At 68.6% G+C, this 19,736-nt stretch carries 20 protein-coding genes; 8 read left to right on the forward strand and 12 right to left on the reverse strand.

The features are described 5' to 3' along the window. Positions 1 to 19: 19 nt before the first annotated feature. The 6 genes from lpdA to TSO221_RS05075 all read right to left on the reverse strand — a co-directional run bounded on the left by lpdA (position 20) and on the right by TSO221_RS05075 (position 6,544). Entirely contained in the window at positions 20 to 1,420 is a 1,401-nt protein-coding gene (lpdA, locus tag TSO221_RS05050) for a dihydrolipoyl dehydrogenase (protein WP_109117379.1), read from the reverse strand. A gap of 13 nt (positions 1,421 to 1,433) precedes the next feature. After that, positions 1,434 to 2,762 (reverse strand): pyruvate dehydrogenase complex dihydrolipoamide acetyltransferase, encoded by a 1,329-nt coding sequence (locus tag TSO221_RS05055; RefSeq protein ID WP_109117380.1) that lies wholly within the window; start codon positions 2,760 to 2,762, stop codon positions 1,434 to 1,436. 16 nt (positions 2,763 to 2,778) lie between these two features. Further along, positions 2,779 to 4,167, reverse strand: coding sequence for a pyruvate dehydrogenase complex E1 component subunit beta (locus tag TSO221_RS05060; protein ID WP_109117381.1), 1,389 nt, complete (start codon positions 4,165 to 4,167; stop codon positions 2,779 to 2,781). 82 nt (positions 4,168 to 4,249) lie between these two features. Continuing rightward, positions 4,250 to 5,278: a pyruvate dehydrogenase (acetyl-transferring) E1 component subunit alpha gene (gene pdhA / locus TSO221_RS05065; protein WP_109117382.1), complete on the reverse strand. Its 1,029-nt coding sequence runs from the start codon at positions 5,276 to 5,278 to the stop codon at positions 4,250 to 4,252. A 151-nt stretch (positions 5,279 to 5,429) separates the two neighbouring features. After that, positions 5,430 to 5,819: a septum formation initiator family protein gene (locus TSO221_RS05070; RefSeq protein WP_109117383.1), complete on the reverse strand. Its 390-nt coding sequence runs from the start codon at positions 5,817 to 5,819 to the stop codon at positions 5,430 to 5,432. A 332-nt stretch (positions 5,820 to 6,151) separates the two neighbouring features. Further along, positions 6,152 to 6,544 (reverse strand): acyl-CoA thioesterase, encoded by a 393-nt coding sequence (locus TSO221_RS05075; protein ID WP_109117384.1) that lies wholly within the window; start codon positions 6,542 to 6,544, stop codon positions 6,152 to 6,154. Between the two features lie 114 nt (positions 6,545 to 6,658). On the opposite strand from TSO221_RS05075, the gene parE reads away from it, so the two are divergent. The 4 genes from parE (at position 6,659) to TSO221_RS05090 (ending at position 10,609) form a co-directional block, all read left to right on the forward strand. After that, complete coding sequence (gene parE / locus TSO221_RS05080) at positions 6,659 to 8,647, forward strand: DNA topoisomerase IV subunit B (protein WP_109117385.1); 1,989 nt, start codon at positions 6,659 to 6,661, stop codon at positions 8,645 to 8,647. A gap of 34 nt (positions 8,648 to 8,681) precedes the next feature. After that, positions 8,682 to 9,422, forward strand: coding sequence for a hypothetical protein (locus TSO221_RS05085; RefSeq protein ID WP_109117386.1), 741 nt, complete (start codon positions 8,682 to 8,684; stop codon positions 9,420 to 9,422). Between the two features lie 15 nt (positions 9,423 to 9,437). Continuing rightward, positions 9,438 to 9,992 carry a hypothetical protein gene (locus TSO221_RS34845; RefSeq protein ID WP_146208709.1) on the forward strand — a complete coding sequence of 185 codons (555 nt, stop codon included), beginning with the start codon at positions 9,438 to 9,440 and terminating at the stop codon, positions 9,990 to 9,992. A gap of 74 nt (positions 9,993 to 10,066) precedes the next feature. Next, positions 10,067 to 10,609 (forward strand): hypothetical protein, encoded by a 543-nt coding sequence (locus tag TSO221_RS05090; RefSeq protein WP_109117387.1) that lies wholly within the window; start codon positions 10,067 to 10,069, stop codon positions 10,607 to 10,609. Here the strand turns inward: TSO221_RS05090 and TSO221_RS05095 are convergent. Together TSO221_RS05095 and TSO221_RS05100 are read right to left on the reverse strand one after the other, a co-directional pair. Beyond that, positions 10,606 to 11,307 (reverse strand): alpha/beta fold hydrolase, encoded by a 702-nt coding sequence (locus TSO221_RS05095; protein ID WP_247877917.1) that lies wholly within the window; start codon positions 11,305 to 11,307, stop codon positions 10,606 to 10,608. The two genes, TSO221_RS05090 and TSO221_RS05095, sit on opposite strands and share 4 nt — an antisense overlap. 10 nt (positions 11,308 to 11,317) lie before the next feature. Beyond that, a complete protein-coding gene (locus TSO221_RS05100) occupies positions 11,318 to 11,860 on the reverse strand; it encodes a hydrolase (RefSeq protein WP_109117388.1) in 543 nt (180 codons plus the stop codon). A gap of 202 nt (positions 11,861 to 12,062) precedes the next feature. Here TSO221_RS05100 and TSO221_RS05105 point away from each other — a divergent pair, with 202 nt between their 5' ends. From TSO221_RS05105 to lptD, 3 genes are all read left to right on the forward strand, one after another. Next, positions 12,063 to 13,595 carry a DEAD/DEAH box helicase gene (locus TSO221_RS05105; protein ID WP_109117389.1) on the forward strand — a complete coding sequence of 511 codons (1,533 nt, stop codon included), beginning with the start codon at positions 12,063 to 12,065 and terminating at the stop codon, positions 13,593 to 13,595. A 3-nt stretch (positions 13,596 to 13,598) separates the two neighbouring features. Continuing rightward, the gene (locus tag TSO221_RS05110) at positions 13,599 to 13,841 is read left to right on the forward strand and encodes an Lrp/AsnC ligand binding domain-containing protein (protein ID WP_109117390.1); all 243 of its coding nucleotides are present in this window, start codon (positions 13,599 to 13,601) and stop codon (positions 13,839 to 13,841) included. Positions 13,842 to 14,068: 227 nt separating this feature from the next. Continuing rightward, entirely contained in the window at positions 14,069 to 16,231 is a 2,163-nt protein-coding gene (lptD, locus tag TSO221_RS05115) for an LPS assembly protein LptD (RefSeq protein WP_247877918.1), read from the forward strand. 13 nt (positions 16,232 to 16,244) lie between these two features. Here the strand turns inward: lptD and TSO221_RS05120 are convergent, their stop codons facing one another. Beyond that, positions 16,245 to 16,775, reverse strand: coding sequence for an HAD family hydrolase (locus TSO221_RS05120; RefSeq protein ID WP_109117392.1), 531 nt, complete (start codon positions 16,773 to 16,775; stop codon positions 16,245 to 16,247). A gap of 160 nt (positions 16,776 to 16,935) precedes the next feature. On the opposite strand from TSO221_RS05120, the gene TSO221_RS05125 reads away from it, so the two are divergent. Beyond that, complete coding sequence (locus TSO221_RS05125; RefSeq protein ID WP_109117393.1) at positions 16,936 to 17,661, forward strand: hypothetical protein; 726 nt, start codon at positions 16,936 to 16,938, stop codon at positions 17,659 to 17,661. A gap of 3 nt (positions 17,662 to 17,664) precedes the next feature. Here the strand turns inward: TSO221_RS05125 and TSO221_RS05130 are convergent, their stop codons facing one another. The 3 genes from TSO221_RS05130 to TSO221_RS05140 are packed head-to-tail and all read right to left on the reverse strand — an operon-like array spanning position 17,665 to position 19,642. Further along, positions 17,665 to 17,994, reverse strand: coding sequence for a YdbL family protein (locus TSO221_RS05130; protein WP_109117394.1), 330 nt, complete (start codon positions 17,992 to 17,994; stop codon positions 17,665 to 17,667). Further along, positions 17,991 to 18,221 carry a YnbE family lipoprotein gene (locus TSO221_RS05135; protein ID WP_109117395.1) on the reverse strand — a complete coding sequence of 77 codons (231 nt, stop codon included), beginning with the start codon at positions 18,219 to 18,221 and terminating at the stop codon, positions 17,991 to 17,993. The genes TSO221_RS05130 and TSO221_RS05135 overlap by 4 nt, the downstream gene beginning before the upstream one ends. Continuing rightward, entirely contained in the window at positions 18,218 to 19,642 is a 1,425-nt protein-coding gene (locus TSO221_RS05140) for a YdbH domain-containing protein (RefSeq protein ID WP_109117396.1), read from the reverse strand. The genes TSO221_RS05135 and TSO221_RS05140 overlap by 4 nt, the downstream gene beginning before the upstream one ends. Positions 19,643 to 19,736 lie beyond the last annotated feature (94 nt).

Consider the following 19,736-nt stretch of genomic DNA (forward strand, 5'->3'; position numbering starts at 1 on the left):
CGTCACCTCGGCAATCTAGCTAGAAGTGGATCGCCCGGCCATAGGCATCAAGGACGGACTCGTGCATCATCTCCGACAGGGTCGGGTGTGGGAACACCGTGTGCATGAGTTCGGCCTCGGTGGTCTCCATGGTCTTGGCGACCGTGTAGCCCTGTATCAGCTCGGTCACTTCCGCGCCGATCATGTGGGCTCCGAGCAGTTCCCCGGTCTTGGCGTCGAACACCGTCTTGACCAGGCCCTCGGGCTCGCCGAGCGCGATGGCCTTGCCGTTGCCGATGAACGGGAAGCGGCCGACCTTGACGTCGTAGCCCTTTTCCTTGGCCTTCTTCTCGGTCAGCCCCACCGACGCGACCTGCGGATGCGAGTAGGTGCAGCCGGGGATCTTGCGAATGTCCAGCGGGTGGACGTCCTTCAGCCCGGCGATCTTCTCGATGCAGATCACGCCCTCGTGGCTGGCCTTGTGCGCCAGCCAGGGCGGCTGGGTGACGTCGCCGATGGCGTAGACGCCCGGCTCGTCGGTCCGGCACCACTCGTCGGTGACGATGTGGCCGCGGTCCAGCTTCACCTTGGTGCCTTCCAGGCCGAGGTTCTCGGTGTTCGGGCTGATGCCCACCGCGACGATGACGCGGTCCACCGTGATGTCCTCGGTCTTGCCGCCGGCCTCCACCGCCACCGTGACGCTGTCGGCGGCCTTGCGCAGGTTGCCGGCCTTGGCCCCGGTGATGATGCGCATGCCCTGCTTCTCGAAAGCCTTCTTGGCCATGCCCGAGATCTCCTCATCCTCCACGGGGAGGATGCGGTCCATCACCTCGACCACCGTCACCTTGGCGCCCAGCGCGTTGTAGAAGCTGGCGAACTCGATGCCGATGGCGCCCGAGCCGATGACCAGCAGCGACTTCGGCATGGTGTTCGGCGTCATCGCCTTGCGGTAGGTCCACACCAGCTTGCCGTCGTCCTCCAGCCCCGGGAGCGTGCGCGCCCGGGCGCCGGTGGCGACGATGATGTGCTTGGCGCCGAAGGTGCCGACCGCCGCTCCGCCCTTGGTGACGGCGACCAGGCCCTTGCCGGCCAGCTTGCCGTCGCCGTCGATGACGGTGACCTTGTTCTTCTTCAGCAGGTGCTTGACGCCGCCGTTGAGCTGGGCGGCGACCTTGCGCGAGCGCTGGACGATCTTGTCTAGATCGGCGGTCACGCCGCTGACGGACAGGCCGTAGTCGCCGGCGTGCTTGGCGAGGTGCATGACCTCGGCCGAGCGCAGCAGTGCCTTGGTGGGGATGCAGCCCCAGTTCAGGCAGATGCCGCCGAGGTTCTCGCGTTCGATGACGGCGGTGTGCAGCCCGAGCTGGGCGGCGCGGATCGCCGCCACGTAGCCGCCGGGGCCGGAGCCGATGACGATGACGTCGTAGTTCATGTCAGCCATGAGCCGTCCCCCCTTACAGCAGCATGCTCAGCGGATCCTCGATCAGCTTCTTGAAAGCCTGGAGGAATTCCGCACCCTGCGCGCCGTCGGCGACACGGTGGTCGACCGACACGGTGCAGGTCATCACGGTGGCGATCGCCAGCGCGCCGTTCTTCACCACCGGACGCTGCTCGCCGGCACCGACGGCCAGGATGCAGGCCTGCGGCGGGTTGATGATCGCGGCGAACTCGCGGATGCCGTACATGCCGAGGTTCGAGATCGAGAAGCTGCCGCCCTGGTACTCCTCGGGCTTCAGCTTGCCGTCGCGGGCGCGCTCGGCGAGGTCTTTCATCTCGTTGGAGATGTCGGCCAGACCCTTGGTCTCCGCCTTCTTGATGATCGGCGTGATCAGGCCGGTCGGGGTCGCCACGGCGACCGAGATGTCGGCATGGTCGTAGGTGAGGATCGCCTCGTCGGACCAGGCCGAGTTGATCAGCGGGAACTTCTTCAGCGTCAGCGCCGCGGCGCGGATGACGAAGTCGTTCACCGACAGCTTATAGGCCTTGGAGCGGCCGTTCAGCTCGGCGCGGACCTTCAGCAGCTCGTCCACCTCGCAGTCGATGGCGAGGAAGTAGTTCGGCACCGTCTGCTGCACCTCGGTGAGGCGCCGCGCGATGGTCTTGCGCATCGACGAGTTGGGCTTGGCCGTGTAGCGCATGCCCAGCTTGTCCGACAGGTCCTTGGCGTCGATGCCGGCCGGCTTGGCCGCGGCGGGCGCCGGAGCGGCCGGGACGGGAGCCGCGGACGGCGCCGCGGCGGCCTGCGGCGCGGCGGCGGGCTTGGCAGCCCCGCCGGACTTGGCGGCCTCGACGTCGGCCTTGACGATGCGGCCGTGCGGGCCGGTGCCCTTCACCGCCGACAGGTCGATGCCGGCCTGCTGGGCGATGCGGCGCGCCAGCGGGCTGGCGAACACGCGGTTGCCGCCGCCGTGTGACGCCGCCGGAACGGCCTGCGGCGCGGGGGCAGCGGCCGGAGCCGCGGCGGGGGCCGGAGCCGCCTCGGCCTTCGGCGCCGGGGCCGGAGCGCCGCCGCCGGCCTTGGCCAGCGCGCTGTCGTCCTCGCCCTCTTCCAGCAGGATGGCGATGGGGGTGTTCACCGCCACTCCCTGGCTGCCGCCCTGCACCAGGATCTTGCCGAGGCGGCCTTCGTCCACCGCCTCGACCTCCATGGTCGCCTTGTCGGTCTCGATCTCGGCCAGCACGTCGCCGGCCTTCACCGCGTCGCCTTCCTTCTTCAGCCACTTGGCGAGGTTGCCCTCGGTCATGGTGGGCGAGAGGGCGGGCATCAGGATCTGGATGGTCATGGTCCGTGCCCTCCCCTTACGAGCGATAGCAGGCGCGGCGCGCCGCCTCGGCGATGCCGTCCGGCTGCGGCAGGACCAGCTTCTCGAGGTTGGCGGCGTAGGGCATCGGCACGTCCTTGCCGTTCACCCGGATCACCGGCGCGTCGAGGTAGTCGAAGGCGTGCTCCATCATCAGCGCGCTGATTTCGGAGCCGATGCTGCAGGTCGGCCAAGCCTCCTCGACGGTGACGAGGCGGTTGGTCTTTTTGACGCTCTCGACGATGGTGTGCACGTCCAGCGGGCGGATGGTGCGCAGGTCGATGACCTCCGCCTCGATGCCGTCCTTGGCCAGCAGCTCGGCCGCCGCCAGCGCCTGGGCGACCATCAGCGAGTGGGCGGTGATGGTGACGTCCTTGCCGGCGCGCAGCACCTTGGCGCGGCCGATGGGAACGATGAAGTCCTCGCTCTCCGGCACGTCGAAGCTCTGGCCGTAGAGGATCTCGTTCTCCAGGAAGATGACCGGGTTCGGGTCGCGGATGGCGGACTTCATCAGGCCCTTGAAGTCGGCCGCCGAGTAGGGCGCGACCACCTTCAGACCCGGAACGCTGGCGTACCAGGGCGTGTAGTCCTGGGAGTGCTGGGCGGCGACGCGGGCGGCGGCGCCGTTCGGGCCGCGGAACACGATCGGGCAGCCCATCTGGCCGCCGGACATGTACAGCGTCTTGGCCGCCGAGTTGACGATGTGGTCGATCGCCTGCATGGCAAAGTTGAAGGTCATGAACTCGACGATCGGGCGCAGGCCGAGGAAGCCGGCGCCGACGCCCAGGCCGGCGAAGCCGTACTCGGTGATCGGCGTGTCGATGACGCGGTCGGGACCGAACTCCTGCAGCAGGCCCTGCGACACCTTGTAGGCGCCCTGGTACTGCGCGACCTCCTCGCCCATCAGGAAGACGTTGGCGTCGCGGCGCATCTCCTCGGCCATGGCGTCGCGCAGCGCCTCGCGCACGGTCTTCTTCACCGTGCGGTCGAAGAACTTGTCCTCGTCGGACGGCGGCGGCGCGGCCGGGCCGCTGATGACCTGGGCCGGCAGGGTGCTCGGCGCGGGCGCCTCGTCCTTGACCGCGGGCTGCGCAGCGGTCTTCGGCGTGCCTTCCTCCTTGGCGAGGCTGGCCGACGCGTCCTCGCCCTCGCCGAGGATCACGGCGATCGGCGTGTTCACCGCGACGTTCTCGGTCCCGGCGGCGACCAGGATCTTGCCGATGCGGCCTTCATCCACCGCCTCGACTTCCATGGTGGCCTTGTCGGTCTCGATCTCGGCGAGGACGTCGCCGGACTTGACCTCATCCCCTTCGTTCTTCAGCCATTTCGCCAGCTTGCCCTCGGTCATGGTGGGCGAGAGCGCCGGCATCAGCACTTCGATCGGCATTGGTTCCTCCGTCCGCGCGGGCGCTCGGCGGGCTTGTTCAGCCCCGGCGCTCCGGGCGCGGCTCCCCTTCTTGGCGTTGCGGTCAGGCGTCGAGCAGCACGTCCGTCCACAGCTCGGACGGATCGGGCTCGGGGCTCTGCTGGGCGAATTCGGCGCTCTCGGATACGATCGCCTTCACCTCGCGGTCGATCTCCTTCAGCGCCTCTTCCGTGGCGTGGCCCTCGTCGAGGAGCAGCTTCTTGAGCTGGTCGATGGGATCGGACTCCGTCCGCATCTTCTCGACCTCCTCCTTGGTGCGGTACTTGGCCGGGTCGGACATGGAGTGGCCGCGGTAGCGGTAGGTCTTCATCTCCAGGATGACCGGGCCGTTGCCCTCGCGCACCCAGTTGACCCACTCGTCGGCGGCGGCCTTCACGTCCAGGACGTTCATGCCGTTCACCTGGTAGCCGGGGATGCCGTAGGCGGCGCCGCGCTGGTGCAGCTCGCCGGCCGAGGCGCGTTCCTGGGCGGTGCCCATGGCGTACTTGTTGTTCTCGATGATGTAGACGACCGGCAGCTTCCACAGCGCCGCCATGTTAAAGCTCTCGTACACCTGGCCCTGGTTGACGGCGCCGTCGCCCAGGTAGGTGGTGCACACGCCACCGTCCTTCTTGTACTTGTGGGCGAAGGCGAGGCCGGTGCCCAGCGGCACCTGGCCGCCGACGATGCCGTGGCCGCCGAAGAAGCCCTTCTCGCGGCTGAACATGTGCATCGAGCCGCCCTTGCCCTTGGAGTAGCCGCCGCGGCGCCCCGTGAGCTCGGCCATGACGCCCTTGGCGTCCATGCCGCAGGCCAGCATGTGGCCGTGGTCGCGGTAGCTGGTGATGACGCTGTCGCCTTCGCGGAGCGCGGCCTGGACGCCGGTCACCACGGCCTCCTGGCCGATGTAGAGGTGGCAGAAGCCGCCGATCAGGCCCATGCCGTAGAGCTGGCCCGCCTTCTCCTCGAAGCGGCGGATCAGCAGCATCTCACGATAGTAGCGCAGAAGTTCCTGGGGCGATGCAGCCGGAGCGCGCTTGCTGGTAGCGGCGGTCTCGGGTTGCGCCTTAGCACGGCGTCGGGGCGCTGCCATAAGTCCTCCCTCGGGTTTAGCGGCAGGCCGCGAACGTGCGGCCGGCGCGCATCTTGTGGGAAGAGTTCTAGCGCCAGCGCCCGGGGCTGACAAGCGTCAGCTTCGCAACGTACTGGAATATAACACGAAATCGCGATTAACCCGATTTCGGTTAATTGACTGATCTGGGCCGCTTCTCAGCGCTAGCATCCTCCTGGTCGTACAAAGGCGGAAGCGAAAGAATCACGTCGTTGGGGTGCGTCAGGTTCAGCATCGCCCGTGCGCGCTCGTCGAGCATGTCGCGGTCGAGGTGGTCGGCGCGCAGCAGCGAGGCACGCCGCTCCATGCGCTCGCGCTCTCCGCGCACTTGGCTAAGCACCTGTTCCGCACGGGCGATTTCGCCCTCGATGTGCTTGAGCGCGATGAGCCCGCGGTCGCCCTGCACGGCGTAATAGACGAAATAGCCCACGATGCAGGCGCCGATCGCCGGGCCGATGGTCTGCCGCAGCGCGCTCTTGGCGGCGCGCTTTAGGGATTCGGTAATGTTGCTCGTCATGCTCATGGCCCGATGGAATCACACCGGTTTTTCAGGGTCAAACGAAAAAACCGGAAAAGGCAAGAACTTACCGGGCTGGGTTCTTGCTGCAACGGAGTAATGACTCTTTCGAGTCCTTGGCCCGAGTCGCTGCCGCAACGGTCGCGCCGCCGCGGTGTTGAGGTGGGTGGCACCGCGCGTCCACAGGGCCGGCACCGGACACGGCAAGGAGAACTTCGCTATGCGAAGCCCATTCCTGCTCGCAGCCCTACCGGCGTTGTCCTCGGCCTGGCGGCCGCAAGACCGGACCGCTTCAGGCGCGGCTCGGCCGGGTGTTGTTCCATGGCGGGTACCGCCGCTTACTCCGGCGGCACCTCCCGCGGCTTGCGGTCTTCGCCGATGGCGACGAAGGTAAACACTCCCTCCGTAACCTTCACCGCCTCGCCGGTGCGGTGCCGCTGCACCCATGTGTCCACGCGCACGCGGATGGAGGTGCGGCCGACCTTCTCGACGGTGGCGAAGCAGCATACCTCGTCGCCGACGTACACCGGCTTGTGGAAGGTCATGGCCTCGACACCGACGGTCGCCACACGCCCGGCGGCCCGTCGCACCGCGACCGTACCGCCGGCCAGGTCCATCTGCGACAGCAGCCAGCCGCCGAAGATGTCGCCGTTCGGGTTGGCGTCCTTCGGCATGGCGATGGTGCGCAGCGCCGGGCCGCAGTTGAGTTCCGGCGGGATGGTGACGCTCATGACTCCTCCGTTCGCGGGTGCCGAAAAGGTCGCTCACAAAATGTGGTGCTTAAGCTATGATAGGGCTACAGCATTCGCTTGCGCACCCCTGACCGAATTCCTATTATAGCCTCCATGAGCGACCTTTTCGAGAACACGGCCCGCAAGGCCGAGACCTACTCCGCCCAGGATATCGAGGTTCTGGAAGGGCTTGAGCCCGTCCGGAGGCGCCCGGGCATGTACATCGGCGGCACCGACGACCGGGCGCTGCACCACCTCGTCGCCGAGGTGCTGGACAACGCCATGGACGAGGCGGTGGCCGGCCACGCCAGCCGCATCGACCTGGAACTCGGCGCCGACGGCTCGGTGACGGTACGCGACAACGGCCGCGGCATCCCCATCGACGACCACCCGAAGTACCCGGGCAAGTCGGCGCTGGAGGTGATCCTCACCACGCTGCACTCGGGCGGCAAGTTCTCCAACAAGGTCTACCAGACCTCGGGCGGCCTGCACGGCGTCGGTCTCAGCGTGGTGAACGCGCTGTCCGACCAGCTCATCATCGAGGTGGCGCGCGAGCGGCAGCTGTTCATCCAGCACTACAGCCGCGGCACGCCGCTGGGCCCGCTGACCCGCCAAGGCGCCATCAACCGGCGCGGCACCACCGTGCGCTTCCACCCCGACGCCGAGATCTTCGGCGAGGCCGCGCATTTCGAGCCGCACCGGCTGTACCGCATGGCGCGCTCCAAGGCATACCTGTACCGCGGCGTCGAGATCCGCTGGAGCTGCGACCCGTCGCTGCTGTCGGCGGAATCCACCACGCCGGCGGCGGAGACGCTGCATTTCCCGAACGGCCTGCTCGACTACCTGACGACGGCGCTGAAGGACCGCAAGACGCTCACCCCCTCCCCCTTCACCGGCGAGGTGGCGCTGCCCAACGACCAGGGGCGCGTTGAGTGGGCGATTTCCTGGCCGGAGGACGAGGAAGGCTTCTCGCACACCTACTGCAACACCGTGCCGACGCCGCAGGGCGGCACGCACGAGACCGGCCTGCGTGCCGCCCTCACCCGCGGCCTCAAGGGCTACGGCGAGATGGTGAACAACAAGCGGGCCGGCCAGATCACCGCGGACGACGTGGTGGGCGAGGCGTGCATCCTGCTCTCCGTCTTCATCCGCGAGCCGCAGTTCCAGGGCCAGACCAAGGACAAGCTGGCGACGCCCGAGGCGCAACGCCTCGTGGAGGCGGCACTGAAGGACCGCTTCGACCACTGGCTGTCCGGCGATCCGGCCTCCTCCAACGGCCTGCTGGAGCGCCTGATCGAGAAGGCCGAGGATCGCGCCAAGCGCAAGCAGTCCAAGGACCTCGCTCGCAAGACCGCGACCCGGCGCCTGCGTCTGCCCGGCAAGCTGGCGGACTGCTCGCGCAACGCGCCGGAAGGTACGGAGATCTTCCTGGTCGAGGGTGACTCGGCGGGCGGTTCGGCCAAGCAGGCGCGCAACCGCGAGACCCAGGCCATTCTGCCGTTGCGCGGCAAGATCCTGAACGTCGCCAGCGCGTCCGCCGACAAGATGAAGGCCAACCAGGAGCTGAACGACCTCACCCAGGCGCTGGGTTGCGGCATTGGCAAGGACTTCTCCAGCGACAAGCTGCGCTACGAGCGGGTCATCATCATGACCGACGCCGATGTGGACGGCGCCCACATCGCCTCGCTGCTGATGACCTTCTTCTACCGGGAGATGGGCGGCCTGATCCAGAACGGCCACCTGTACCTGGCGTTGCCGCCGCTGTACCGCATCAGCCACGGCGGCAAGTCGGTGTACGCACGCGACGACGCCCACAAGGACGAGCTGATGGCCAAGACCTTCAAGAACAAGAAGGTGGAGATCAGCCGCTTCAAGGGCCTGGGCGAGATGATGCCGGCGCAGCTGCGCGACACCACCATGGACCCGGGCAAACGCACGCTGCTGCGCGTCGTGGTGCCGAACGCCGCCGACCCCGAGGAGCACGAGGACTTCGAGCGCACCAAGACCCTGGTCGAAAGCCTGATGGGCCGCCGCCCGGAGCTGCGCTTCCAGTTCATCCAGGAGAACGCGAAGTTCGTGCAGGAGGGGGACATCGACGTCTGATCTCCCCCTCTCCCGGCTTTCCATACGAGCGCCCATGCAGCCCCCTGCTGCCCCGCAGTTCTTTGAGACCGATCTGTTTGTTCCCACCTACCGCCCCTTCACCGGCGAGCGCTGGGAATTGCGCGTCGTGCCCGTGGGGATGAGCCCGAGCTTCTGGGGCGAGCCCAGGATCGTCCGCGACATGGCCGTTCTGCTCCGGCAGGGAAGCAAAGGCATGGACACCTGGATGTCCATGACCCCGTTCGAGACCGAGAGCCAGGAGATCGGCTGCCGCCTCGCCACCGGGCACACCGTGGTGATGGGGATGGGGATGGGCTGGGCGGCGGCCAACGCCGCGCTCCGGCCGGCGGTGAGCCGCGTCACCATCGTCGAGCGCGACCCGGAGGTCATCGGCCTGATCCGCGACACCGGCATCTTCGACCAACTCCTGACCGACGCCGCGGCGAAGATCGCCATCGTCCAGGCCGACGCGCTGGAGTGGCGCTCCGAGGCTCCGGTGGACACGTTGCTGGCCGACATCTGGCTGCGGCTGAACGGTGACGACCGCGTCGACCACGTGCGCACCATGCGCGCCAACACCGGCGCCCCGCGCGTCTATTTCTGGGGCCAGGAGATGGTGCTCGCCCGCCGCGCCCGCGACACCGGCCGGGTGCTGGACGACGCCTCGCTGACCGCCATCGTCGGCGAGATCGGCCTGCCATTGATCGGCCCGGAGTGGCCGAGCTACGCCGCCCTCGCCGCCCAGGCCGCAGCGCGGTGGCTGACTGACGAATAGAGACTGGAGCGCGTCATGCTCACGCTGATCCGGCATGGCCGTCCCAACTTGTTGCCGTGGCGCTGGGGCCGGCGGTCGGATTTCGTGAGTTTTCTCCAGGAATTCAACAGCGTTTCGATCGATCCGGCTTGGGCACCGCCAGACATCGTCGTCCGGCGCGTGAACGCGGCAGGTTCCGTCTTTTGCAGCACGGCGGCACGCGCCCACACCTCGGCCGAATGGCTGCTGGTCGACCGTCTCCCAATCATCGATGCGCGCTTTGCGGAAGCTCCGGTTGCCGTTCCGCCGCTACCGCTGGCCATGCCGTTGTCGGCCTGGATTGCCCTGGGGCGCCTTGCTTGGCTGGCTGGGCTCGGAATGGTTCCCGAAACACCAAGACAGGCCTGTGATCGGGCGGAAATCGCGGCCGATCTGCTCACTGCCGCCGCCCAGCGGCATGGAAGCGCGGCGCTGGTCGGACACGGATGGTTCAACCGGTTGATCGGAACGGCCTTGCTCAGTCGAGGCTGGCGTGCTGAACCGGCCGCGGGGCATGGCTACTGGGCGCACCGCGACTTCCTGCCACCGTAAAAGGCCTGTCTTGCCTGGCCCCCACTGCGCCACCATTGTTGCCGTAGGCACACCCGTCTTCCGCGGAGTTCCCGATGCTGCTCCGTCCCGCCGTCCTGTCCGTCTGTCTGGCGCTCGCCGCGTGCGGTGAACGCGTGGTTGCCGATGAGCCGGCGCCCGCCTACACGCTGGCGGAGGTGGCTTACGCTGCGTCCGACCGCGACCTGCGCGTGGTGGTGCAGGGCAACCCGTTCAGCGGCGACCCGCAGGCGTTCGGGCAGACGGTGACCGGGATGATGCAGAACCGCGTCATGGGCGTGAACACCAACTTCACCACCACGCCCGGCCCCTCCGCCCGGCCAGACTATCGCGTCGTGCTCGCCTTCAACGTGGCGCGCAACGAGCTGAATTCGGCGCTGTGCGCCAACCCGGCGCTGCCGACCAAGCCGCCCGGCGGCCCGATCATCGTGCAGGGCGCTTTCTGCCGCGGTGGCGGACCGCTGAGTTCGGCCACCGGCTGGCTCGACGAACCGAAGTCGGTGCAGGACCCGAAGTTCCGCGACTTGATCGCCGACATGACCTACAGCTTGTTTCCGACCCGCCGCGCGGACAGCGGCTGCGGCGGACCGGACTGCTAGGCATAGACCAGCCATTCGCGCAAAAGTGCGGTGACCGCCTGCGGGCGCTCCATCGGCGTCAGATGGCCGGCGTCCTCGACCGGAACGAATCGGGCACCGGGGATGGCGTCGGCCATCTCGACGTGCACCTCCGGCGGCGTGATGGCGTCCTGCCGACCACACAGCACCAGCGTCGGGCAGCGGATCGCGGACAGGCCGGGACGGCTGTCGGGGCGGTTCATGATGGCGGTCTGCTGGCGTACGTACGCGTCGATGCCGATGCGCTCCGCCTGCGCGTACACCGAATCCACCAGCGTACGCTCCTCGGCGTGCCGGGGATGCAGCAGACGCGGCAGGTTGCCGACGATCACCTGACGATACTTGCCCTGCCGGGCCAGTTCGACCGCCTGCCGGCGGTTGGCGATCTGCTCGGGCATGTCGGCGCGCGCGCTGGTGTCGAGCAGGGCGAGCTTCATCACCCGCTCCGGCGCCTGCCGCAGGATCTCGAACGCCAGATAGCCGCCCATCGACAGTCCGGCCAGCGCGAAGCGCCCGGGCGCCGCAGCGAGCACCGCCTGCGCGAGGTCGACCATCGAGTCGTGCGCCGTCAGCTCGCCGACACGCACCTCCGCCACCTCGGCGAGGTGGTCGGTCTGGTGCGTCCACAGCGCGGCGTCCAGCGGCATGCCGGGGAGCAGGATCAGCGTCGGCTTGCTCACGAAACCCTCCCTATTTGATGAGCGTGCTGAGCGTCTTGAACGCCGGCGTGCCGGCGCGCTGCAGCCATTCGAAGACGACCATCTCGGTGCTGACGATCTCCACGCCGTTGGCGCGCATGCGGGCGATGGCCAGCTCGACGTTGGCCGGCGCGCGCGACGACACGGCGTCGGCCACCAGATATACCGTGCGCCCCATGGCGCGCAGGCCGAGCACCGTCTGCAACACGCAGACGTGCGCCTCCATGCCGCACACCACGATCTGGTCGCGGCCGAAGGTGTCGAGGCGCTGCGCGAATCCCGGCTCGCCGGTGCAGGCGAAATGGATCTTCTCGAACACCGCGTCCGCCGGCAGCCGCTCGCGCAGCGTCGGGACGGTGACGCCAAGGCCGCGCGGGTACTGTTCGCTGGCCAGGACGGGGATGCCGAGGGCGCCGGCCGAGTCCAGCAGAATTCCGGCGTTGCGGACCACGCGGCCCGCCTCGTGCACGGCCGGGGCCAGCCGTTCCTGCACGTCGACGACGACCAGCGTCGAGCGTTCGGGGGACAGCAGCATGGGGTATTCTCCTGATTCCGTTGACCCGCACGCTACTCCAGGGGGCCGCGCCGCGCCAACCCGTCCATGCGGCGGGGCACAAATCGCACCGTCACGGCCACAGACATGTTGACAGCATGGTTTGACTTCATATTCTGCGGTCCCATCTAATCGTCTGGCCTTGCAGCCATGGCTTTTCGCTCTCCAGACAGAAACCGGGTGAATGCTTTTCTCTGATCTTGGGCTCGGATCCGAAGTCCTCCGGGCCATCGAGGACAAAGGGTACACCACGCCGACGCCGATTCAGGAACAGGCAATTCCCTGGGTCCTGCAAGGGCGCGACGTGCTCGGCTGCGCGCAGACGGGCACCGGCAAGACCGCCGGCTTCACCCTGCCGATGATCGACATCCTCGCCTCGGGGCGGGCGCGGGCGCGCATGCCGCGCTCCCTGATCCTCGAGCCGACGCGTGAGCTGGCGGCGCAGGTCGCCGACAGCTTCGACATGTACGGCAAGTACCACAAGCTGAACATGGCGCTGCTGATCGGCGGCGAGCAGTTCGGCGAGCAGGTGAAGAAGCTCGACCGCGGAGTCGACGTGCTGATCGCCACGCCGGGTCGCCTGATCGACCTGATCGAGCGCGGCAACATCATGCTCAACGACATCAAGATCCTGGTGATCGACGAGGCCGACCGCATGCTCGACATGGGGTTCATCCCCGACATCGAGCGGATCGTCGGCTTCCTGCCGAAGATGCGGCAGACGCTGTTCTTCTCGGCCACCATGCCGCCGGAGATCCGCCGCCTCGCCGACGCGTTCCTGATGAACCCGCGCGAGGTGACGGTGGCCCCACCCGCCTCCCCGGCGAAAACGGTTACCCAAGCGCTGTGCGTCGTGCACGAGGACGACAAGCGCAAGGCGCTGCGCCACCTGCTGCGCACCGAGGACGTCAAGAACGCCTTCATCTTCTGCAACCGCAAGCGCGACATCGCCGTGCTGCAGAAGTCGCTGGTCAGCCACGGCTTCAACGCCGGGGCGCTGCACGGCGACATGGTGCAGTCCAAGCGCACCGAGACGCTGGAGGCCTTCAAGAAGGGCGAGATCACGCTGCTGGTCTGCTCCGACGTTGCCGCCCGCGGCCTGGACGTCCAGGGACTCAGCCACGTTTTCAACTTCGACGTCCCGATCAACGCCGAGGACTACGTCCACCGCATCGGCCGCACCGGCCGCGCCGGCCGCTCGGGCCGCGCCTTCACCATCGCCACGCCGGACGACGGCAAGCAGGTGGGCGCCATCGGCAAGCTGATCGGCCACGACGTGCCGATGATCGCCATCGACGGCCTGGAGAACCCGCCGTTCGACGAGGAGGGCGGCCGTGACCGCCGCCGCCGTCGCGGTGGCCGCGGCGGCAAGGACGAGGGGCGCGAGCCGCGCCGCGAGGGCCGCGGCGGTCGCGGGCGCGATCGGGATCGCGGCGAGCGTTCCGAACGCCCCGAACGGGTGGAGCGCGAAGCGGTCGAACCGGTGGCCGCCGAACCGGCCTACCAGCCGCGCGCCGAGGCACCGCGCCGCGACCGCGATTTCGATCGGGATCGCGACCGGGACCGCAGCCGAGGCGGCCGTGACCGCGACCGCCGCCGTCGCGAGGATGACGACGATGTGCCCGTTGTCGGATTCGGCGACCACATGCCGGCCTTCATGCAGCGCCTCGCCCGTCCACGGCCGGCGCCCGCCCCGGAGCCCGGCCAGGAGGGCTGAGCCATGCAGACGATCTTCGTGATGGTCAAGTGCGACCTCGGCAAGGCCTACCAAGTTGCCGACGAGGCGGTGCAGGATGTCGAGCAGGTGTCGGAGGTCCACTCGATCTCCGGCCAGTACGACCTACTGATGAAGTGCTACCTGGCGCAGGATCAGGACATCGGCCGATTCGTGACCGAAAAGATCCAGACGCTGCCCGGTGTGCGCGACACGTTCACGCTGATCACCTTCAAAGCCTTCAACTGAGGCGCTGCAGGCGGCGGATTCCGCCGCCTGCCGTGGCGCGCCGGCATCGGTGTGGCGGGAAATCCGCGAGACCGTTGACTTGGCTGCACCGTTACCTCAAACGTTCGGGTATGTCCCGTACGCACAGCCGGTCCGCCCGGTCCCGCCGCAAGTCCCGTTCGACGAAACGCCAACCGCGCCGCGTCGCTCTTCTCTCCGGTCTGCTCGGGGTGATGGTGGCGTGCGGCGTGGCGACGGCCACGCCCGGCCAGGCGCAGGCTCCCTCGCCGAAGGACGGGAACCAGCCGGTCCTGCTCTCCGCCGATTCCGTCACCTTCGACGAGCAGCAGGGCCTCGTCACCGCGCGCGGCAACGTCGAGCTGTCGCAGAGCCTGCGCACGGTGCGCGCCGACACCATCACCTACAACCGCACCACCAAGGTGGTGACGGCGACCGGCAACATCCGCATCGTCGAGCCGTCGGGCGACATCCTGTTCGCCGACTACGCCGAGCTGACCGACGACATGCGCGACGCGTTCGTCGAGAACCTGCGCGTGCTGATGACCGACAACAGCCGCATGGCCGGCAACGAGGCGGAGCGGCGCGGCGAGCGCATCCTGCGCGTCAACCGCGGCGTCTACAGCCCCTGCGAACTGTGCAAGGAGGATCCGACCCGACCGCCGCTCTGGCAGGTCCGCGCGGTGCGCGTCGTCCACGACAAGGAAGAACACGAGATCCGTTACAAGGACGCCGTGCTGGAGATGTTCGGCGTTCCGGTCGCCTACACGCCTTACCTGTCGCAGCCCGACGCGACGGTTGACCGCAAGAGCGGCTTTCTGACGCCGCTGCTCGGCTCCAGCAGCGACCTCGGCCTGTTCATCCGGCCGCGCTACTACATCGACATGGGCCCCGACCAGGACGCCACCGTCGAGGTCGGCGGCTTCTCCAAGCAGGGCCTGCTGCTGGGCGGCGAGTACCGCAAGCGCTTCGAGCGCGGCCGTCTCACCCTCAACGGCAGCGTCACCCAGGGCGAGCTGCCGAATGGCCTCGCCGACAAGAACGCCCCCAAGGAAAACAAGCTGCGCGGCCATTTCTTCGCCCGCGGCCTGTTCGAGATCGACGAGGTCTGGCGCGCCGGCTTCGACGTCAAGCGCGCCAGCGACGAGACCTACCTGCGCAAGTATTTCGACAACCGCGGCGACGACTTCCTGACCAGCCGCGCCTTCGTCGAGGGTTTCCGTGGCCGCAACTACGCCGCGGTGAGTGCCTACAGTTGGCAGGACCTGCGCTACGGCAACACGGTCGAGGAGCCGATCGTCGGTCCGCTCGCCGTCTACAGCGCCATGGGCGAGCCGGGCAGCCTGTTCGGCGGGCGCTGGTCGCTCGATTCCGGGATCCTGTCGCTGTACCGCCGTCAGGGCGCCTCGACACGGCGCTTCCACGTCGAGCCGGGATGGCGGCGCGACATCACCTCCAGCCTCGGCTTCGTGACGACCTTCGAGGGCCGTGTCCTGGCCGTCGGCCACAACTCCAGCCACTACGACCGCCCCGAGACGACGGCGGTGGAGCGCGGTTCGGCGTCACGCTTCCTCCTGTTCCCACAGGGGCAGGTGACGGTGCGCTACCCGTTCGCGCGCTACGGCGAAAGCTCGCAGCAGCTCATCGAGCCGCTGGTCGCCGTCACGACCGCGCCGCGCGCGCCCAATGATCCGGATGTCCCCAACGAGGACAGCCAGGACGTCGAGTTCGATCAAGCCAACCTGTTTATGTTCAACCGCTTCCCCGGCATCGACCGGCTTGAGGGCGGCACCCGCATCACCTACGGCCTGCGCACCGCGATCTACGGCTACCGGCAGGGATCGGCCAGCCTGTTCGTCGGCCAAAGCTACCGCTTCAACCAGGAGAACGCCTACCCGGCGGCGTCGGGCCTGCGGGATCGCCGCTCGGACTATGTCGGTCGCCTCGACCTCTCACCCGCCTCCTGGCTCGACGCCAACTACAGCTTCCGGATCGATCCGGACACCCTGCGCTTCCGCCGACACTCCCTGTCCGGCATGGTCGGCGTGCCGGAGTTCACGCTGTCCACCGCCTACAGCTACCTGGACAACACGCCGACGAGCACGGCCACCCGAACCGACCTGGAGCAGATCACCATCGGCGTCAGCTCGCAGTTCGCCCCGCGCTGGTCGGTCGGCGCCAGCCACGTGCAGTCGCTGCGCCCGGCGCCGGGACCGCGCGCCGCGGGTGCCGTGCTGACCTATCAGGACGAGTGCTTCACCTTTCAGACCATCGCCCGGCGCGACTACACCAACACGGTGGGTGACGTGAAGGACGGCAACACGCTGTACTTCCGCTTGGTCTTCAAGAACCTCGGCGAATTCCGCACCCCCGGCCTGGGCGGCCTGTTTTAAGGCCGCCGAGGGCTCAGAGCAGGACTTCCGCCTCGCTCAGCGTGGCGACGACGCGGTCAGCGTCGGCGCAGGGCGTGGGCTGGCCGTGCGTCAGCAGCACGCGCCGCCCCACCCCGGCGGCGCGTGCCGCCGCCATGTCGGAGGGCTGGTCGCCCAGAAACAGCGAATGGCCGAGGTCGAGACCAAGGCGCCGCTGCGCCTCCAGGATCATGCCGGGGTTCGGTTTGCGCCAGAAGCTCTCACGGTTGTACGGCGGCATCGTGCCGGCCTTGTGATAGGGGCAGTGGAACACGCCGGCCAGCGTGACGCCGTGCCGCTCGAACGACGCCGTCATCCACCGGCTGAGGTCCAGGAACTGGCTCTCCGGGTAGTAGCCGCGGGCGATGCCCGACTGATTGGTGATCACGGCGACGCGGAAACCGTGGTCGACCGCCCGTCGGGTCAGGGCGAAGATGCCGTCGATAAAGGTGAACTGCTCCACCTCGCAGACATAGCCGTGATCCACGTTGACCACACCATCCCGGTCCAGCAGCAAGGCCTTCATCGTCGCTCCGCAACAAACGCTTTCCGCGCATACCTAGCACAGCCGTGGCCCTGCGCGTGAAGGGTTGAAACGCGCGGGCGTTGCCGGTAGCCATTAGGGCCCGCCGCGATCCGGCGGCGCCCCGCCCACAGACAGCCCCATCCATAGACCGCGTCCCCCCATGTCCCTCGGCCGATACGATTACGATCAACGTTACCGGCGCCGGTTCCTCACCGGAGTGGTCAAGCTGGGCCTGCTGGCGGCGCTGCTGCTGGGTACCGGGCTGTTCGCCTACCAGATGGGCGTCGAGCAGATGAAGGGCCGCGACGTCAGCCTGCGCGAGGAGGTCTCCACCCTGTCGCGCCAGAAGGCGGAGTTGGAACTGCTCGCCGGCCAGATGCAGAACGCCGCCCGCACCGCCGAGGCGCGCGCCGGCGAGATGGAGGCCCGCCTGAAGCGCGAGGTGCCGACCGGCGAGTTGGCCCGCCTGGCCAAGCTGGTGTCCGAGCGGCTGTCCGCCGGCCTCGACCCGGCGCGCCTCGCCTTCGTCATCGAGCACGCGCAGACCCAGCGCAACTGTCAGGCGCCGGACAGCAAGCGCTTCGTGCTGGCGACCCCGCTGCTCAAGGCCGGCAACCGCTCCACCACCTTCGGCAACGGCACCATCACGGTGACCGGCGAGGGCCTGTCGGCCCGCAACGCCCAGGGCCAGCCGGAGAGCTGGTACGATCCGGCGCAACCGGTGCGCATCCGCATCGTCACCCAGGCCGGCAAGGAAACGGTGGTGGCCGGCCCGCTGCCGCTGCACCAGTCGGTGGTGGTCGACCAGACCGAGCACCGCTTCACCTTTACGCCCGGCCCGCGGTCGTTCGTGGAGGTCACGGCCGACCGCTGCCCCTTCCCCTGAGTCCTACTTCTTCACCCACTTCCCGCCGCTGAGCACGTACTGCCCGGCCGGGGTGCGGTCGATGAGCTGCTGGCCGGCAACCGCCTGCACCTTGTCCACCGAAGTGCCGTTGGACGCGGCGATGTCGCGGTAGCGCTGCAGACGCTGGGCGTTCACCTGATCGGCGACGGCCTGTGCAGCGACCGGCGCGCCGGGCACCACGCCGACGAGGCCATCCGGGCGCTCGCCCAGCTGTCCTGCCTGCTTGGCGCCGGCCAGCGGATCCTGCGCGAAAGTGGGCACCGACAGCCCCAGGCCCAGCGCCAGGGCGAGGAGCGGAAACCAGCGGTTCATTGGGCTTTCCCCTTGGGCTTGGCCGGAGTCACGCCGAACAGCGCCGGATCGTCCTGGATGGCCTTCTCCAGGTCGCGCTCGACCTTCACCCGCACTTCCTGCTCGATCTTGACGTTCAGGTTGATCTCGATGGGCTTATCCGGCGCTTCGATCTTGACGGTCGGCGCGCAGGCGGCGATGCACGCTGCCAGGGCTGCCACCGTGAGGCGCGGGGTGGGGTCGGTCATGACGGTCCCTTCTTCTCGTAGTCGAGCATGCGCTCGCGCACCGCGTCGGGGATGCGGTAGGCGTCCAGGCCTTGGCGCAGGATCCGGTCGAGCGCGCCGCTGAGATTAAGGTTCAGCGCCACCGGGTGGCCACCGTAGAATTCCGGGTTGGCGCCACGGATGCGCAGGCCGACGCGCATCTCGCCGCCCGCCTCGCCGTCCACGGTCGCGCTGAGGCTCTCGTAGCGGAAGTCGGTAAGCGCACCGAGCAGCAGCGCCGTCGGGCTGCCTGGATCCCCCTGCAGCCCGGCCGGCGGCGTCGCCGGGTCGTAGCGCAGGGCGCCCGGTGCGGCGGCCTCCAGAACGCCGCCATCCAGGCGGACCTTGCCGCTGGCGAATCGAATCGGCAGAGTGCCGCGCAGCCGCCCGTCCGCCGAGAGTCCCTCCAGGCTGGCAAGCGCCAGCACGGTGCCAAGGTCCAGCCCCTCCGCCTCCAGCTCGATGGTGCCCCTCGGCGACTCCAGCGCGATCTCGAATGGTTTGGCCCGCACGGTGCCGCCCGCCCAGCGCCATTCCGCGCGGTCGATGTCAAGCACGCCGCGCCGCGTCAGCCCCAGCGTCACCACCCCGTCGGTGAGCGGCAGCCCGACATCGAGCGTCTTCACCGCCAGCGTCTGCCCGCTCGGCAGCACCGGCGGCCACAGGCTCGTCAAGCGCAACACGCCACTCAGCCCGCCGACGCCGACCGGCCCGGCCGACCCCGCCAGGTCCTCCATCAGCACTTCGCCCGAGGAGGTTAGTCCCTTGCCGTCCCACGCCAGCTTGGCGCGGCCGCTCACCTTCCCCGCCATGGTGACGACCGCCCCCACGGCACGCGGTACCAGAGCGGCGAGGTTGGGCTGGCCCTCGCGCAGCCGGACAGGTCGCAGACGCAGGTCGGCGCTGCCGGTACCGCGCGCCGGATCATGGCGGCCCTTCGCCTCCACGGTCACGCCGAGCGCCGTCACCGTTCCAGTGAAAGTCAGTATGTCGCCCTCGGGGCGCACGACCGCCTCGACCGCGACGGTCAGCGGCCCGCCGGGTGAGTCCAGCACCACGCGGCTGCCGGCCAGCACCAGTTCGTCCGCCGGCAGCGCCGGGATGCCCCCACCGCCACCGCGGCCCTGCAGATCCGTCGGCCGCACCGTGATGCCGGAGACGGTGATGCGCTCGGCCCGGCCGCGCAGCAGGGCGCTCCAAGGATGGCGCACGGCAACCTGCGTGTCCATACCGGCAGCGCGCAGGTTTAGCCGGCTCTCGGTCACACCCAGGGCGGTCACCTCGGCGGTGGCGTCGCCCAGCCCGCCCCGGCGCATCACGTAAGTCAAGGCGGTGCCGAGCAGGCCGGGCAGCGTCGCAGCGACGCTCGCCAGCACCGCCAGCGCCACGACACCCGCCACCATCCATGCCTGCTTCCGTCGCCGCACCCGCCGTGTCCTCTCGCCGTTCGTGGTGGTGAACACCCCGGCACCCCACTATCTTCCCTGGGCGGCTTTG

Origin of the sequence: Azospirillum sp. TSO22-1 (genome assembly GCF_003116015.1) — a bacterium.
Taxonomy (GTDB): Bacteria; Pseudomonadota; Alphaproteobacteria; order Azospirillales; family Azospirillaceae; genus Azospirillum.